General features: G+C 60.4%; 10 protein-coding genes. 3 read left to right on the plus strand and 7 right to left on the minus strand.

Annotated features, from left to right (window positions below; all coding sequences use genetic code 11):
- The first annotated feature begins 238 nt into the window (after nt 1–238).
- Entirely contained in the window at nt 239–1,978 is a 1,740-nt protein-coding gene (locus K3G63_RS01155) for a M3 family oligoendopeptidase (RefSeq protein WP_220612267.1), read from the plus strand.
- Between the two features lie 81 nt (nt 1,979–2,059).
- On the opposite strand, the gene K3G63_RS01160 is transcribed toward K3G63_RS01155, so the two are convergent.
- On the minus strand, nt 2,060–2,647 hold the full coding sequence (locus tag K3G63_RS01160) for a hypothetical protein (RefSeq protein WP_220612268.1): 588 nt from the start codon (nt 2,645–2,647) through the stop codon (nt 2,060–2,062).
- Between the two features lie 329 nt (nt 2,648–2,976).
- On the opposite strand from K3G63_RS01160, the gene thiL reads away from it, so the two are divergent.
- Nucleotides 2,977–3,999: a thiamine-phosphate kinase gene (gene thiL / locus K3G63_RS01165; RefSeq protein ID WP_220612269.1), complete on the plus strand. Its 1,023-nt coding sequence runs from the start codon at nt 2,977–2,979 to the stop codon at nt 3,997–3,999.
- Nucleotides 4,000–4,048: 49 nt separating this feature from the next.
- Here thiL and K3G63_RS01170 read toward each other — a convergent pair whose 3' ends face one another.
- From K3G63_RS01170 to K3G63_RS01190, 5 genes are all read right to left on the minus strand, one after another.
- A complete protein-coding gene (locus K3G63_RS01170) occupies nt 4,049–4,285 on the minus strand; it encodes a hypothetical protein (RefSeq protein ID WP_220612270.1) in 237 nt (78 codons plus the stop codon).
- A 6-nt stretch (nt 4,286–4,291) separates the two neighbouring features.
- The gene (locus K3G63_RS01175; protein ID WP_110978023.1) at nt 4,292–4,666 is read right to left on the minus strand and encodes a hypothetical protein; all 375 of its coding nucleotides are present in this window, start codon (nt 4,664–4,666) and stop codon (nt 4,292–4,294) included.
- Nucleotides 4,667–5,071: 405 nt separating this feature from the next.
- Nucleotides 5,072–6,487, minus strand: a complete 1,416-nt coding sequence (rlmD, locus tag K3G63_RS01180; protein ID WP_409070857.1) for a 23S rRNA (uracil(1939)-C(5))-methyltransferase RlmD — start codon at nt 6,485–6,487, stop codon at nt 5,072–5,074.
- A 73-nt stretch (nt 6,488–6,560) separates the two neighbouring features.
- Nucleotides 6,561–8,618, minus strand: a complete 2,058-nt coding sequence (locus K3G63_RS01185) for a WG repeat-containing protein (protein WP_220612271.1) — start codon at nt 8,616–8,618, stop codon at nt 6,561–6,563.
- 133 nt (nt 8,619–8,751) lie between these two features.
- Nucleotides 8,752–13,863, minus strand: a complete 5,112-nt coding sequence (locus K3G63_RS01190; RefSeq protein ID WP_220612272.1) for a gliding motility-associated C-terminal domain-containing protein — start codon at nt 13,861–13,863, stop codon at nt 8,752–8,754.
- Nucleotides 13,864–14,441: 578 nt separating this feature from the next.
- Between K3G63_RS01190 and K3G63_RS01195 the strand changes: the two genes are divergently transcribed.
- Nucleotides 14,442–15,248: an SDR family oxidoreductase gene (locus K3G63_RS01195; protein ID WP_220612273.1), complete on the plus strand. Its 807-nt coding sequence runs from the start codon at nt 14,442–14,444 to the stop codon at nt 15,246–15,248.
- Between the two features lie 67 nt (nt 15,249–15,315).
- Here K3G63_RS01195 and K3G63_RS01200 read toward each other — a convergent pair whose 3' ends face one another.
- A complete protein-coding gene (locus K3G63_RS01200; RefSeq protein WP_220612274.1) occupies nt 15,316–15,933 on the minus strand; it encodes a hypothetical protein in 618 nt (205 codons plus the stop codon).
- Nucleotides 15,934–16,088 lie beyond the last annotated feature (155 nt).

A 16,088-nucleotide genomic window follows, 5' to 3' on the forward strand; every position in this document is an offset into this window, starting at 1 on the left:
TTCTGCTGACGCCGGGGCTCCCTGGGGCCGCTCCGGCATCCGGCGCTGCCAGCAACCGAGGGGTTGCCCGTCCCGGTCCAGAAGGGAAGTCGGCCAAACAACTGCCTTTTGCAAACGGTTTGACTATTCCTTGGACTAGCGCCTACGTGTTGCTACATTGTTTAAACCCGCGGGCAGCATTCAGAGTAGTATTACTACCTACTGAAGCACCCCGCGGCGCGCTCTTTTTACGTTGATTATGACATACTCCGCCCCTACGGCCGACCTGGCAACTGAAACCCAGCGTCCGCCCCGGCATTATCTTCCTGAAACTTTTACCGTAACGGAGTGGGCTGCCATTGAGCCGTATTTCGTGGAGCTGCGCGACCGGACCATTCACTCGGCTGAGGAGCTGGAGCAGTGGCTGCTCAACCGCTCCGAGCTGGAGGCGGTGTTGAGCGAAGACCTGGCCTGGCGCTACATCCGCATGACCTGCGACACCCAGGACCAAGCTCAGGCCGAGGCCTTTCAGTACTTCGTAAGCGAGATTGAGCCCAACGTGGCCCCCTACGACCACGCCCTGAACGAGAAGATGATAGCCTCCGAGTTTCTGGAGGAGCTGGACCCGGCCCGTTACCGGGTATTTGTGCGCTCGGTGCGGCAAGCCCTGGAAATCTACCGGGCTGAAAATATTCCGCTGAAAACCGAAATCAGCACCAAGCAGCAGCAGTATGCGGCCATTGCCGGGGCCATGACCGTAACACTGGACGGGGAGGAACTCACCCTGCCCCGCGCCGCCGACCGCCTCAAAAGCCCTGACCGTACCGTGCGCGAGCAGGCTTGGCGCGCCATTCAGGAGCGCCGCCTCCAAGACGCCAAACCCCTCGACGCCCTGTATACGGAGTTGATTTCCCTGCGCCACCAGGTAGCCCGGAACGCTGGTTTTCTCAACTTCCGCGACTACATGTTTGCCGCCCTGGGCCGCTTCGACTACAGCCCCCAGGATACGTTTAACTTCCACCAGGCCATCCGCGAAACGGTAGTGCCGCTGATTGACAACCTCGACCTGGAGCGCCGCCAGGATCTGGCTTTGCCCGAACTGCGGCCCTGGGACCTGGACGTAGACGTATCGGGGAAGGCCCCGCTGCGGCCCTTTGAAACCGGCGAGGAGTTGCTGGAGAAAACCGTTACGGTATTCGACCGCCTTGATCCGTTTCTGGGTCAGTGCCTGCGCACCATGCGCGACATGGGCAACCTCGACCTGGAGTCGCGCAAGGGCAAGGCTCCCGGGGGCTATAACTACCCCCTTGATGAAACGGGAGTGCCGTTTATCTTCATGAATGCCACCTCCTCCCTGCGCGACGTGGTGACCATGCTGCACGAGGGCGGCCACGCCGTGCATTCCTTCCTGACCCGCCGCCTACCCCTGAGCGCCGACAAGCACCCGCCGTCCGAGGTAGCCGAGCTGGCTTCGATGAGCATGGAGCTGATCAGCATGGACCACTGGAATGTATTCTTTACGGATGAGGACGAGTTGCGCCGGGCCAAGAAAACCCACCTGGAAAGCGTGCTCGAAACCTTTCCCTGGGTAGCCACCATCGATAAGTTTCAGCACTGGGTGTACGAAAACCCCGAGCATACGGAGGCCGAGCGCCACCAGCGCTGGACCCGGATTTTCGACGAGTTTAACCAGCGCACCGTGAGCTGGCAGGGGCTGGAGCACATCAAGCCCTACCTCTGGCAGAAGCAGCTCCACCTCTACGAAGTGCCCTTCTATTACATTGAATACGCTATGGCCCAACTCGGGGCTATTGCGGTGTGGCGCAACTTCCGGCAAGATCCGCAAGCAGCGCTGCAAGGCTATCAGCGCGCCTTGGCATTGGGGTACACGGCCCCGATAGGTGAAATCTATGCCGCTGCTGGCATCCGCTTCGATTTCAGCACGGAATACCTGCGCACCCTCGCCGATTTCGTGCGCGACGAAATGGCGAAGCTGTAATGCCATACCAGGCCCGAAAAAGCCGCGAGGAAGCCGAATCAGTTGGCTTCCTCGCGGCTTTCTTTTTTGCTTCTACCGGGCCTAATTCTGCAAAGTGAAGAGAGGTAGGGGTTTGAGTTTGCTGTACTTGCCACCTAGCTGCTCCAGCTCAGCGGTGTGTACCTGCAGGTAGTTGTTGAAGCGGCTGGCGGCCTGGTCATACCGCACCCGGTAATTCACCAGTTCCGCATCGGCCGTCTGAATCTGCTCGGTGAGGCTCTTGACCGGGGTAGTTGGCTCGCGGTCAGTGGGTAGGGCCAATGCATATACTACTCGCAACAGCGAATCCTGGGCAGCATCATACGCATCAATACGCGCCGATTCGGCCATAGTCTGCTGATCGTAGCGCCGGCGAGCGAGGCGGTCGTTGGCATATTGAAGTTGGGCCAATTGGGTTCGGTCGGTGCCGGGTTGGGTGGTCAGCTCGCGTAGCAACTGACGGGTGTTGCGCAGTTTGTTATCATCAGAGGACTGCATGGCAGTCCAGCGGGCTTCTACAGTGTCCTTCAGAATGTCCAGCTGCACTTTCACGGCTTGGGCTGAGGCTGGGTCAATAGCTTTGGGGGTACGGTTGCAGCTAAACGTAGTAAGGGTGGCCAACGCCAGAAACAAAGAGGTTAAGCGCTTCATAAATCAGCAAAAAGGGTAGCAGTAAGCCAACGAATATTTACTAAAAAACGCTCATTAAGCAACGGTAGCTAGTAAAAAAAGCCGTCGTGCCAAACAGCCTCTGCCGTATCCGGCCGGCGTTCTGTTCTGCAGCGCGCCGGCGGGTTGGTAAGAATAAGAGGGGTAGCGGATAGGCAGCTGGTGCCGGTTTGGGGTCTTGGGGTTACGCATCAACATCCACGGAGCTGTATTCGTACTAGCCGCGAGCCGTGTACCTTTGCGCCTTGCTTTCGCCCGCCTTTCGGAGTCCAAGGTGCGAAACCAATCCCATCAGCAAAACGTGTGAATTTATGACGCCCCTCGATAAAGTAGGCGAGTTCGGCCTGATCCGCCGGATTCAGGAAACTATTCAATTGCATCAACCTAGCACCATTCTCGGTATCGGTGATGACGCCGCTATTCTGGCCCCGCCGGCCGGGCAGGAGGTAGTCGTGAGCACCGATTTGCTGGTGGAGGGTGTGCATTTCGACCTCACCTTCTGCCCCCTGAAGCATCTGGGCTATAAAGCCGTAGCCGTAAACGTATCGGACGTAGCCGCCATGAACGCGCTACCCACCCAACTGGTAGTGGCCCTGAGCGTACCCAGCCGCTTTACCGTAGAAGCCATTGAGGAGCTGTACGAAGGTATGCGCCTGGCCTGTGAGGCCTACCATGTGGACCTGGTAGGCGGCGACACCACTGCCAGCCGCTCGGGCCTGACCATTGGTATTACTGCCTTGGGCCAAGTAGCAGCCGGTGAGGCGGTGCGCCGGAGCGGGGCGGGTCCCAACGACCTGATCTGCGTAACCGGCGACCTGGGCGGAGCTTTCCTGGGTTTGCAGGTCTTGGAGCGCGAAAAACAAGCCTGGCAAGCCGACCCCGACACCCAGCCCGAGCTTAGCAAATATCCCTACGTGCTCCAGCGCCAACTCCGCCCCGAGGCCCGCATGGACGTGGTGCACGAGCTGCGCGACCTGGGCGTAGTGCCCACCAGCATGATTGACGTGTCGGACGGATTGGCTTCCGAGGTGCTGCACCTCTGCCAGGCCAGCGGCACCGGGGCCCGCATTTTTTCCGAGAACCTGCCCATTGCCAACCCCACCCTGGAGGTAGCCGAAGAGTTCAACCTCGACCCCATCATGTGCATGCTCAATGGTGGCGAGGACTACGAGCTACTTTTCACCGTCCCACTCTCGGCCCACGATAAACTTAAAAACCACCCCGATATCACCATCATCGGCCATATGGTGGATAAGAGCGAGGGAGCTAACCTGATTACCAAAGCCGGCCAGCCCGTACCGTTGCGCGCCCAGGGCTTCCAGCATTTCGGGTAAAACAGCACAAAAACTAAAAAAGGCGACTCAAACACTTGAGTCGCCTTTTTTAGTTGCTGAAGTTTTTGAACAGCCGGTCTAGCGCTTCCTCGCCTTCCAGTCCTTCTGAGGCAGATGCAAAAACCTCTACCTCTATATGGCTATCAGCAAAGAACTCTATTTCCCACCGCTGCCCCGGAACTGCCACAAGCACCATTATACTTTCTTCCCGATGGTGAGCTAGCGTGTAGTGAATCTTGCGAGCATCCAGTTCAGTAAGGAAATCGAGTAGTTTTTGCAACGCCATCCTTGTCTAGTCCTCGGGGTAGGGAATGTACACGAAGTTGGTAAACTCCTCATCCAGCACGAACAGGCAGCAGTACTCATCGGCGTCTTTGTAGGTCTGCTGGAAATCCTCGATTTTATCGATGCCAATAACCCGCTGCTGCACCAGCATTTCGGCGTAGCTGGCAAACACGTGCCACTCCAGGTTTAGCTCATCGGCATTCACCAGCAGGCCACCTAGCGGTACCTCTTGGCGGGCAAAGATGAAGATGGGATACTTGGAAATCTCGCGCTTGCGGATTTGGTAGGAAGCTTCCTTGAGCGTATCCGAAACGGTAGCGAAATCCTTGGTAATGGTGCCGAGGTACTTACCGTTCAGTTCAGGGTCGTTGGTGTAGTCCATAGTGTGGGTTTGTTGAGGAAGGAATGCTTCCAGATACGTGGAAAGCAAAAGCCGTATCCTAAACCGATGAGAGCTGCATCTATATATACTATCCAGAAATCAGAGCTCAGGAAAAGCCAGCCGATCAGCGCAGTGAACGTTATTAGCGCGTAGGCCACTGCGGTAATCAAGAAGGTAATCTGGGAATGTGAGCGACAATACTGGCTGATATATTTCTCCGGCCATTGGATAAAGGGCCCATTTGCCAGCATTACGAAAAAGAACGACCAGAATGCTACAACGGTAGTGTCAGCACTTCGCAAACTGCCACCTGTTACTAGTGAAAATAAGCCATGAAAGAATATAGCTATACTCCAGCCTGCTAACAACGCGAGTGTAGAGGCCAAAGTATAGCTCTTCATTGTCTTACTTTAATTCCAGCAGCACCACATTCTCCACGTGGTGGGTGTGCGGAAACATATCCACGGGCTGCACTTTCACCACTTTATAGGCGGCGTCCAGCAGCTCCAAGTCGCGGGCTTGGGTGGCGGGGTTGCAGCTCACGTACACGATGCGGGGGGCACGCATTTCCAGCAGGCGGGCTACCACGTCCTCGTGCATGCCGGCGCGGGGCGGGTCGGTGATGACCACGTCGGGGCGGCCGTGCTTCTCGATGAACTCGGCGTTAAGCACGTCTTTCATGTCGCCGGCGTAGAACTCGGTGTTCGTAGTGCCGTTGATTTCGGAGTTGACGTGGGCATCGGCCACGGCTTGCTCCACGTACTCCACGCCGATTACGTGCTTGGCCTGGCGGGCCACGAAGTTGGCGATGGTGCCGGCCCCAGTGTAGAGGTCGTATACCAGCTCAGTGCCGGTAAGCTGGGCGAAGTCGCGTGCTACTTTGTAGAGGTTGTAGGCTCCTTCGGAGTTGGTCTGGTAGAACGACTTCGGCCCCACCCGGAAACGTAGCCCTTCCATTTCCTCCTCGATGTAGGGCTTGCCCTTGTAGCACACCACCTCCAGGTCGTGGAAAGTTTCGTTGCCCTTGTCATTGAGTACGTAGTTGAGGGAGGTAATCTGCGGGAACCGCTCGTAGATGTAGTCGAGCAGGGGCTCAATGGCCTGGTGCTGGCGGTAGCACTGCAGAATCACCATTAGCTCGCCGGTGGTGCTGGCCGTGCGGATGATGAGGTTGCGCAGCAGGCCCGTTTGCTTGATGATGTTGCCGAAGCGCAGCATGTTTTCCCGCGCGTAGTCGCGGATGGCCAGGCGAATCTGGTTGCTGGGGTCGGGCTGCAGCCAGCAGTGGTTTACGTCGATAATCTTATCGAAGCGGGCGGGCGTGTGGAAGCCCAGCACGCGCCGGTCGTACTGCGTGGTTTCGTCCTGGATCTGCTCTTCCGTCAGCCAGCCCATAAAGCTGAAGGTGTACTCCAGCTTGTTGCGGTAGTAGGTTTGGGCCGGAGAACCCATAATGGGCTGCACGGCCGGAATTGCTACCTTCCCAATGCGCTGCAAGGTGTCTTCTACCTGCTGCTGCTTGTACTGAAGCTGGGTTTCGTAGCCAATGTGCTGCCACTTGCAGCCTCCGCACACCCCAAAATGCTCGCAGAAAGGCGTCACGCGCAGCTCAGAGTATTTGTGGAAGTGTGTGGGCACGGCCTCCAGAAAGTTCTTTTTGCTGCGGGTGATGCGCAGGTCTACCACGTCGCCGGGGGCTACCTGGGTCACGAAAATGACGAGGTTATCGTGGCGGACAATGCACTTGCCCTCGGCCACCATGTCCTGAATCTCAATGTTGCGGAGCGCGTCCGCCGGGATTTTTTTAGCTGCTTTACTCACGGCGGCAAAGATACGCACGCAGCCCGCCGGATTTCGCGGTTCGCGCGGATTTCCTGGGGTAGGCGAGGCAGGGCTAGTTGCGGTACGGGTCCATGATGCTGGCAGATTGGTATTCTAGTTGGCGCCAGAACTGGGCGGGGTTTACGCTGCCGTCGAACTCGTTGCTGTACAGGATGTGAGCCGGTTGGTTGGTTTCTGCATTAGCGCCTTGCACCTGCAGCCGGGCCCGCAGCCGGGTGGGGCGGGCCCCCTGATACGACGGTACTACCAGCTGCCAGTACTGGTTGGGGGCCAGAAATACGGTATGGTAGCTGTTGCCGCACCAGCTGCTGGGCACGTATTCAATGGCCTGCCACTGCCCTTGCTCATCCTGGGCCTCGAGGCTGAGGTAGAGCATGCTGTCCTGGGCCCGGAAGGTGATGGTGTCGGAAGTGGTATTGACCAGGTAAAGCCGGTGGCCGGCCGCCTGCTGCTGGAAAAGCCCGGCAGTCGGCTGAGTATCCACCGTTAGCTGCAACTGATTAGCAGGGAATTGCCCGTGCTGAGCGGACCGCAACATATTATCGGAGCCGCCCCAGCCGCCCGGCTCTTCCGCCGAGCGTGCCGTTGGGGGAGAGGCTACCGTGTACGTGGCCCGACGCATGTAATCAATATCGAGGCTTGCTAAGCTCTGGTTAGTAGCAGGTTGCTGCCAAATCAACTCCCCGGCCTGGGTCAGGTAGCTCCAGCGGCTGTCCTGCCGGGCTACCAGCAGGTCATCGGGCAGGGCATCCGCAACGGGAAACAATGCCTGGTAGCGCGGCGGCACCAGCACGTTGCGTTTCGGATGCCAGAACCCGTAGCGAGTAGGCAGCTCAGTGCCATCTTCCCGCATACTATCCTGCTGAAAAACAAGAAGCTCGCCTTGTCGGAATACCTTGGTGTACCCGAACCCAAAGCTACGGGCCGGCATTACTACCCGCCCGGCAGTGTCAAGGCCCAGCAGCCGGTTCTGCGCATCTCTCACGAAGGCCACGCCCTGCTGAAAAGCCGGTCCTTCGGATTGATACGGACTGTTGCCGACAACTTCCGGGTAGGACTCTGCGGTTACAAACCGGCCCTGGCGGTTCAGCAGATGCCATTGCTGGTCCTGGGTGCGGCCGAACGTGCGCCCACTGGCAAGCGGCAGAATCTCCTCTATTTTTTCGTTGCGAAACAGCAGGCGCCCCTGCTCATCCACCAAACTGGCGAAGGTCTGGCGCCGCCGCGCCGAGCGTTGGCTGCCCCTTTCGGGCCGGTGGCGGTATACTTCCACAGGAGCTACCTTTTCGTCGTAGCGCAAGGAGCTTTGCGCAAACTTCCAGCTGGTAGCAGGTACGGTAAAGCAAGCCCGGCCGGTGGAGTCCAGCACTACTTCGTCATTGGCCCATAAACCTGCTGCTTGCTCGTAGGGGAGGGTCGCCGACGAATAGCCCGCCGTGAAATCCTCGATTTGCCGGTACTTGCCCAGGGGTACCACCATGCGGCCCGTAACGTCAATAACGCCTACCTCCCGTACCTGTATACTGTCGCCGGGGTGCGCGGGGTCGGGCTGCTGGGTGCCGTCGCGCAGGCCCCGGACTACCGCTACCCCGTGGTAATACGGCCTGATGGAGCGAAAAACCGTGTCCACCAGCAGGCGGCCGCGCACATCCGTAATACCCTGGCGCTGGCTGCGGGTGGTCACGCGGCAGTAAGGCTGCCGGCCCCCGCCGTAGCAGAGCTCAACCGCGGCGTACGAATGGGTAAACATGAGCTGCCCGGCCCGGTTCAGCACCAGCGGCTTGCCGGCCTGCCACACCAGGGCGTAACTGCCCCGGAATGGGGTAGCATAGTCGTAGCGGGCGGGAACAACGAACTTGCCATCCGGTGCTATGTAGCCGTAGTACCCATTCTCGCGCACGGCCGCTACACCTTCGGAGAAGAGCTGTGCAGTCTGAAAGCGAGCCGGCACCACCGGGCAGCCAGCAGCGTCCAGGTAGCCCCAGCGGGCGTCGGCGGCGGTATACGGATACAGCGGGGGTAGTGCTGCCGTTGGGGTTGGATCGGGTGCAGCGGTGAACAGGCCGTGCAGCACGGCCCAGCAACTGGTAAGTAGTAGGGGGAACGTCATACTTTAGATAGAAGTAAAGGGTCGCGTGGTGAAGATGCCGATAGTAGCTGTATTGCACACGGGCCGCCAGAAGAAATAACCAAAAAAGCCGTCCGGGCTTCCCGGACGGCTTTTCAGCAAAGGTTAGTATGGGCTACTTGGCAATTTCAAACCAGCCTTTGTAGCTGGTGCCATTGTCGAGTTTGAAGAGGTAGTAGTACATGCCGGCCCCGCAGCCCTCGCCCCCGAAGGTATTGCGGTAGTTGCGGGTTTCGTACACCTGCTTGCCGTAGCGGTTGAAGATGGTGAGCGTGTTGCGGGGGTAAAGCTGCACGTTGTCGATGATGAGCACGTCGTTCTTCGCGTCGCCGTTGGGGGTGATGATGTTGTAGAAGCCCAGCTTGTTCTCGAAGGTCACGCAGGCATCGTTGGAGAAGGAGGTGCGGGCCGTAGCGTCGGTGCTGATGGCCTGCACCCGGTAGCACTGGTTGAAGCCGTCTTTGCCGCTCTGCAGGGTCAGGCTCCAGGTCGAGGCGCCTACCGTCTGCACCAGTTCCGGCACGCTGTTATCCGTCACGCGCAGAATGCGGTACTCTTTCACGTCAAAGCCCTGGTAGGCGGTCCAGGCTACCTGCACCGTGCCGGTCTGGCGGGTGTCGGTGGGCTCGGCGGCCGTGGCCCGGGTCAGGATGGTAGTGTGCTGCTGGCTGATGAGAACCGTACCGCAGGCATTGGTCAGGTCGAGGCGGTACTCATAAGCGTGGGCGTCGGCGTCGGCGGTTTTATCAGTGAAGGTAACGGCCGTGTTGGCCACCGTGCCCACCGCCGTGAAGGCGTCGGTACTGCCCGCCTCACGGCGCATAATGCGCACTTGGCTGGCGTTGCCCGCGTTGTTGGGCACGGCCAGGGCCAGCGTAATGCTTTGGTCGTTGGCCGCCGCATCTACCGAGGCCGTCGTCAGAGCCACGCTGGCATTGTCGGGCCGGATGGTGAAGCTGGCCGCGCAACTGGCGCTGGTCGTCTCCGTAACGGCCAGGCTTACGGTGGCCCCGCCCGCCGGCACATCCAGACCAATGGCGTTGGTGCCCTGGCCGCTGACGATGGTAGCGCCGGTAACCGTCCACTGATACTGGCCGCCGGGCAGGCTGGCTACCGCGTAGGCCAAGCCGGTGCGCGCTTCGGGGCAGTAGCTGGCCGGCCCCGTAATAGCCAGCGGCGCTACCACGCTGAAGGTGGTGGTGTACACCGGTCCGGCGCAGCCGTTGGCGTTGGTTTCCCGAGCGGTGAGGGTGTAAGGGGTAGTACTGGCGGCGGGAGTGGGTAGCGTGACGGTGCTACCACTGCCGGGAAGGGCTGCTCCGTTCAGGCTGAAAGCGTAGGAGGACGAAGGTGCGCCCGGCAGTGCGAAGCTGAGGGAAGTGGTGCTGGCACACACCCGGCTCGGCCCACTGATGGCTAGGTTTGCCGCCGGGGCTGGCAGCACGTTCACGTAAAGCGTGTCGCTAACCCCGCGGCAGATGCCCCCGGCCGGATTGCTGGACTCCGTTACGACCAGCTTGGCAATGCCCGGGCGGGTAAAGCGCACTTCTACCGCGCCCTGAGAGGTGCTTACCTGCGTGCCGCCTACAATCTGCCAGGCATAGACCGAGCCGTTGGTGTACGGGGTCTGGTACGTGAATGGGCCCGCCGACTGACACACCTGCAACGGTCCAGCTGGTTTTTCAGTGGCCAGCTGCTGATTCACGCGTACGGGCAGCACCATTGTATCGGAGGAGCAGCCGAAAGAGTTCAGCCGGAAGGCCTGCACACTGGCCGTAGCAGATGCTGCACCCCAGTTGACGGTGATGGCGCTGGTGCCCTGGCCGCTGGCGATGGTACCGCCTCTTACAATCCATTGGTACACCGTGCCCCGCGGGTTCCGAATACTATAGGCCACGCCCTGCACGGTAGGGCACACCGAGCGGCTGCCTTGAATAGTGTCAGCGGCCGGCCGCGGATTGATAGTGACCTGTACCGCGCTGGTCGCCACACAGCCGTTGGCCGTAGTAGCCGTTAAGGTGTACGTCTGAATCAGAGGACTAGCTGTCTGGTTTATGGCTGTCAGCACGGGGCGGGCGGCGGTGGGGCTGCTCAGACCTGCGGCCGGGCTCCACTGGTAGGTGGTGCCCGCCACAGCGGGGGTGCCCAGTGTTATCCGCTGTCCGTCGCACAGGGCCACGGCCGGGCCGGCGTTGGCTACCGCGGCCGGATTCACCGTAAGGCGCACTGTGCTGGTTGCTACGCAGCTGTTAGCCGTGGTAGCCGTCAGCGTATACGTGTAGGCCAGGGGGGTAGCACCCGTATTGGTTAGGCTAAAGGTAGGCTGAGCGGTGGTGGTGCTGCTCAAACCGGCAGCCGGGCTCCATTGGTAGGTAGTGCCAGGGAGGGCCACGGTGCCCAGCGTAGTGGTTTCGCCAGAGCACACGCTGCGGTCGGGGCCGGCCGTAGCCACCGCGGCCGGGTTAATGGTTACCTGGACGGTACTTGTAGCGACGCAGCCCTGGGCGGTAGTGGCCGTCAGCGTGTAGGTGTACGCCTGGGCGCTGGCACCCATGTTAGAGAGGGTAAGCGTGGGTTGGGAAGCGGTAGGGCTGCTCAGGCCCGCCGCGGGGCTCCACCGGTAAGTGGTGCCCGCTACCGCTGCCGTACCCAGCGTGGTGGCCTCGCCCGAGCACACCGCCCGGTCAGTTCCGGCATTGGCCACGGCCGCCTGATGAACCGTCACCCGGACCGTATTGGTCTCTACGCACCCGTCGGCGGTAGTGGCCGTGAGCGTGTAGGTGTACACCTGTGGCGAAGTGCCCAGATTCGGGAGGCTAAACGTGGGCTGAGCGGCCGTGCTGCTGCTCAGGCCGGTAGCTGGGCTCCACTGGTAGGTAGTGCCGGCGGTGGCGGCCGTACCCAGCGTAGTGGTTTCCCCGGAACAAACGGCCCGGTCAGCGCCCGCATCGGCTACGGCGGCTGGGTTGATAGTTACCTGTACCGTGCTGGTGGCCGTGCAGCCCTGGGCCGTGGTCACCGTAACTGAGTACGACAGGGTCTGCGCGGTAGCTGTGGTGTTCGTCAGGGTCAGAGTAGGCTGAGCGGTCGTGGCGCTATTGAGGCCGGTAGCCGGGCTCCACTGGTAGGTGGCACCGGGTAGGGCGGGCGTGCCCAGGGGTACGGGCAGGCCGGAGCAGACCGTGCGGCTGGGGCCGGCATCGGCCACGGCCGCTGGGTTTACTACTACCCGAACCGTACTGGTGGCAAAGCAGCCGCCGGTAGTGGTGGCCGTGAGCGTATAGGTACTAGTCTGGGCTGCGCCGGTGGTGTTGGTCAGCGTAACGGTTGGTTGGGCAGCAGTGGCGCTACTCAAACCCGTGGCCGGGCTCCATTGGTAGGTGTAGCCCGCTACGGCCGGGGTGCCCAGCGTCACGCTCGTGCCCGAGCAGACGGTCTGGGTGGCGCCAGCATTGGCTACGGCCGTGGGCGTGACGGTTACAGTTACCTGCCGCGAGAAGGTGCAGGTGCCATCCGTGGCTTGCACGGTGTAGGTAGTGGTTTGGGTGGGTGATACCGTAATGCTGGCTCCGGTATAGGTCTGGCCCCCGCCGGTCCAGGTGTAGCTCTGGGCCCCGCTGGCCGTAAGCGTGGCCGAGCCTCCTAGGCAGATGCTGGTGTTTGGGCTGGTCGTCAGGCTGCTGGTACCGCGCAGCGTTACCGGCTTCGATACCGAATCCGTGGGGCAGTTGAGCACCGATAGTCCCTCTACCTTCAGTGAGCCGGCTGCCGCCGTTGAGTTCCAGAGCACTTGCACGGAGCGGCCCGTAGCCGCCCCCTGAATGGTACCGCCGCGCACGGTCCAGCGGTATGCACCCGTTGCCGGGCCCTGGGCCGTGTAGGTGCGGGCCTGCCCCCGGTCGCATACCACTGAGTCGCCGGTAATGCGGTTGGGGCCGCTGGCGCGGGTAACAGTAATGCGGAAAATCTCGGCAATGCTCTTGCTGCTGCACGCATTGTCCGTTACGGTTACAATTACATCGTAGGGAGTAGCGCGGGCATTGCCGCAGCGGGAGGCGAAGCGGAAGCTGCCCGTCACGGGGCTGGTCCCGCTGATGGAGGCGCCCCCAATGGGTGTCCCGCTGGGCAGCGTGCCTTGGTTGTTGTTCAGGCTGGCGTCAAAGGGGCCGCTACCGTCCAGTAGCACGCTGTTCACCCGCATCACCAGGGACTGATTTTCGGGGTCGGAGGCGACGATGTTGAAGCTGACCGTCTGGCCTTCCTCAATGGTATAATCTCGCACGGCCACGGAGGGAGGGCTGAACAAGGGCGCCTGGTTAGGCTGGCACACCCTCGATACCAGCTGAATGTCGCGGCGGGTGGTGCCCACCAGCATTTCCCGCCCGTTTACGGTCCGGTACTCGCGCACGTCCACGGCTACTACAAATTTTCCCTGGATGGGGGAGGCGTAGCGGCTTAGGCCGGTGCTGGCGTTCAGGCTGGCAAAGCTGCCCCGCCCCGGCCCGAACGGCTGAGTCTGGCTGTAGCCAGCAGCGTAATATACCGGCGGCGGGGGCGAGAAAGTATTAAACGGAGCCGAACCTTGGTAGGGCGTTCCGAAGGTGTAGGTCAGCCGGTCGCCGTCGGCATCGTAGGCGTTGTTGAGGATAAGGCTAGTATCGCCTTGGCAGATAACGGCTACGGCAGTATCCGAGAAAACCGGAGAAGTGTTAGGCAGCAGCGGCGGGGCAATATCCGCGTACAACGTCATGTTCGTATTGCCCGGATCCAGCAGGTTGGTCACGTCGATGTTACGGGCGCTGTCAGTGTACACGGCGTAGTAGCCCTCAAACGAGTTGGGTAGGCTTACCACTGTCACGTACTTAGCGAGCGTGACCCGGGGCGGGCGGCTATTGGGCAGCGTACAGGTGCCGGGCGAGGGCGGCGTAATCTCCACAAAGCTGGTGCGCGGTACCGTTACCGTTGAAATGCGCGCTCCACCCTGCGACTTATTATAGAAAGTAATGTCGACGCTGGGGCGGCCGTCAGGCGCTACGGAGCCGGGCTCCTTGTTCAGGTACACCAACACTGTTATCTGGTAGCGAAACGGGGCATTGGCCGGACCGTTGGCGTCCAGGTACTTGTAGTTCATCTCGCCTCCCAGCAAGTGGGTAGCGGCGGCAGGCAAGGCGCCCATCACAAGCCAGATAAAAAGCAGGAAACAACTGCGCAGTAGACGTGTTGGCATATAATACGTAAAGAGGGCGACACGGAATAAGGAGCCAGAAAAGCTCCGGGAGAAACAAAAGGAAGAAGTCAGGGCCACGTAACCGGCCGCTTGATTTCCCGCACCAAGTCAGGCTCAGTAGGAGCCCCGTAGGTGGGGTACGCGACGGCAGTAGCTTCCGCATCCGCGCGGCGGATCAGGCGTGTGGTGCGGAAAAGGTAGGGCAGGAGCAGGGGCAGGCCTGCCCCTCAGAACTGGCTGGCCTTGCCGGCTTGATGATGAACTAAAACGCGGAAGGCATAGTGGATACAGAGAAGTAGCAACACGGGCGTAACGGCCCCTTAACAAGCAGTATAGCGCAGCGCGTATTCGCCGCAAAAGTATCGGGCAGATTGCAGGAAGCAAAGCAAAGTACAAACGAGAATACTTACGCTCGAATATACTTATAAGACCGTGATAAAATACAATTTATAAGGCTGCTGGCAAGCCGGCTTACTTTCCGTGCTTGATAGGGTAGGGGAGCAGCCTGCCGGAAGCGGAAGAAATAGGCGTAGTTTTGCGGGCTTCCTGCCTGGGAAGCATAGGCTATTTCTTTCCCCATGAAAAACAACGTAGTGCTTATTACCGGGGGCACTTCCGGGATTGGCCGGGCTACCGCCCTGGCTTTTGGCCGGGCCGGTGCCCGCGTCGCTATTACCGGGCGCGATGAGGCCCGCCTGCAGGATACTGCCCGTGAGCTGGAGCGGCTAGGAGTGCCGCACTTGGCTATCCGGGCCGATGTGGGGGTAGAGGCGGACTCGGAGCGGGCAGTGCAGGAAACAGTGGCTGCCTTCGGCCGTTTGGATGTGCTCATCAACAACGCTGGTATTAGCATGCGCGCCCTGTTCCGCGACGCCGACCTAGACGTTATTCGGAGGCTGATGCAAACCAACTTCTTTGGCACCGTGTACACCACCAAGTTTGCTCTTCCCCACGTTACCCAGGCTAAAGGCTCTATTGTGGGCATTAGCAGCATTGCCGGTTACCGTGGTCTGCCGGGGCGTACAGGCTACTCGGCCTCCAAGTTCGCCATGCACGGGTTTCTGGAGGCGCTGCGGACCGAGCTGCTTCCCCAGGGTGTACACGTGCTGCTCGCCTGCCCAGGCTTTACGGCGTCCAACATCCGCAACGTGGCTCTGGCCGCCGATGGCTCGGCCCAGGGCGAGTCGCCCCGCAATGAGCAGCAGATGATGAGCAGTGAGGAGGTGGCCCAGCACCTGCTACAAGCCGTCCAGCAGCGCCGCCGCGACTTGGTACTAACCGGGCAGGGCAAGCTTACAGTATTCCTTAATAAATGGCTGCCTGGCTTGGCTGATAAGCTGGTGTTAAATCACTTCCGCAAGGAGGAGCCTGACTTTGTCCTGTAAGCTGGTTCTGACAGCACAACGGCCTGGTTCACTTGGTGGATCAGGCCGTTGTGCTGTCAGAACCAGCCTACTCTACTAGCAGTAAGTCGGGCCGCCGGATGTAGGCGTCACGCCCCTGCCACTGCACCCGGTACCAGATATCCTGTTGACCCCGCACCTCAAACCGGTCGCCGGCCGCGGCGGTGGTCAGCCAAGCCGATCCGGCGCTAGGCCCGGTCATCAGCGGAGCGCGGGGCCGGGCCACTAGCCCGACGCGCCCTGGTCCCAGCAGATTCAAGAACAAGCCTACCAGCAGCAGGTATACTGTGTAGGTGGCCCACCAGGCCCGGTCGGCTGTGCGGCGGCGCACCAGCAGCAGCGTGCCCCCTATTACAGCTCCCGCCAGTAGCATCTGCACCAAGCGGTAGTAGTAGCGCTGCACAGTAATAGCTAGGTTTTGCCGCCACGAGTTGGGGTAGCCTGTTAGGCGATGCTCCTGCGCCAGGGTTACCATTTTCTCCCAGGTAGTGTACCGTGGCTGCCACGCGTGGGCCAGGCTCAGGTAATATAGCGCGGCGGGGTAGTGCCCCTGCCCCTCTTGCACGTAAGCCATGCGCAGTAGCTGCCGGCCCGACTGCAACCCTTCCTGCTCCCGCACCCGGCGGTAGAGGGGATAAGCCTGCTCCACCTGACCCGTAGCAAACAAAGAATCTGCGCGTAGAAGCTGCGGAGTAACTTTTTGGGCCTGAGTCGCTTGAAAAAACAGGGCGCAGAAAAGGAAAAAAAGAAGGGCTTTTTTTAGCAAAACAGTTGCACGATTAAGTTTGGGCCTCTACTTTTGTGCCACAATCAGCGAGAAAA

Origin of the sequence: Hymenobacter sp. HSC-4F20, from assembly GCF_019599275.1 — a bacterium.
GTDB lineage: Bacteria > Bacteroidota > Bacteroidia > Cytophagales > Hymenobacteraceae > Hymenobacter.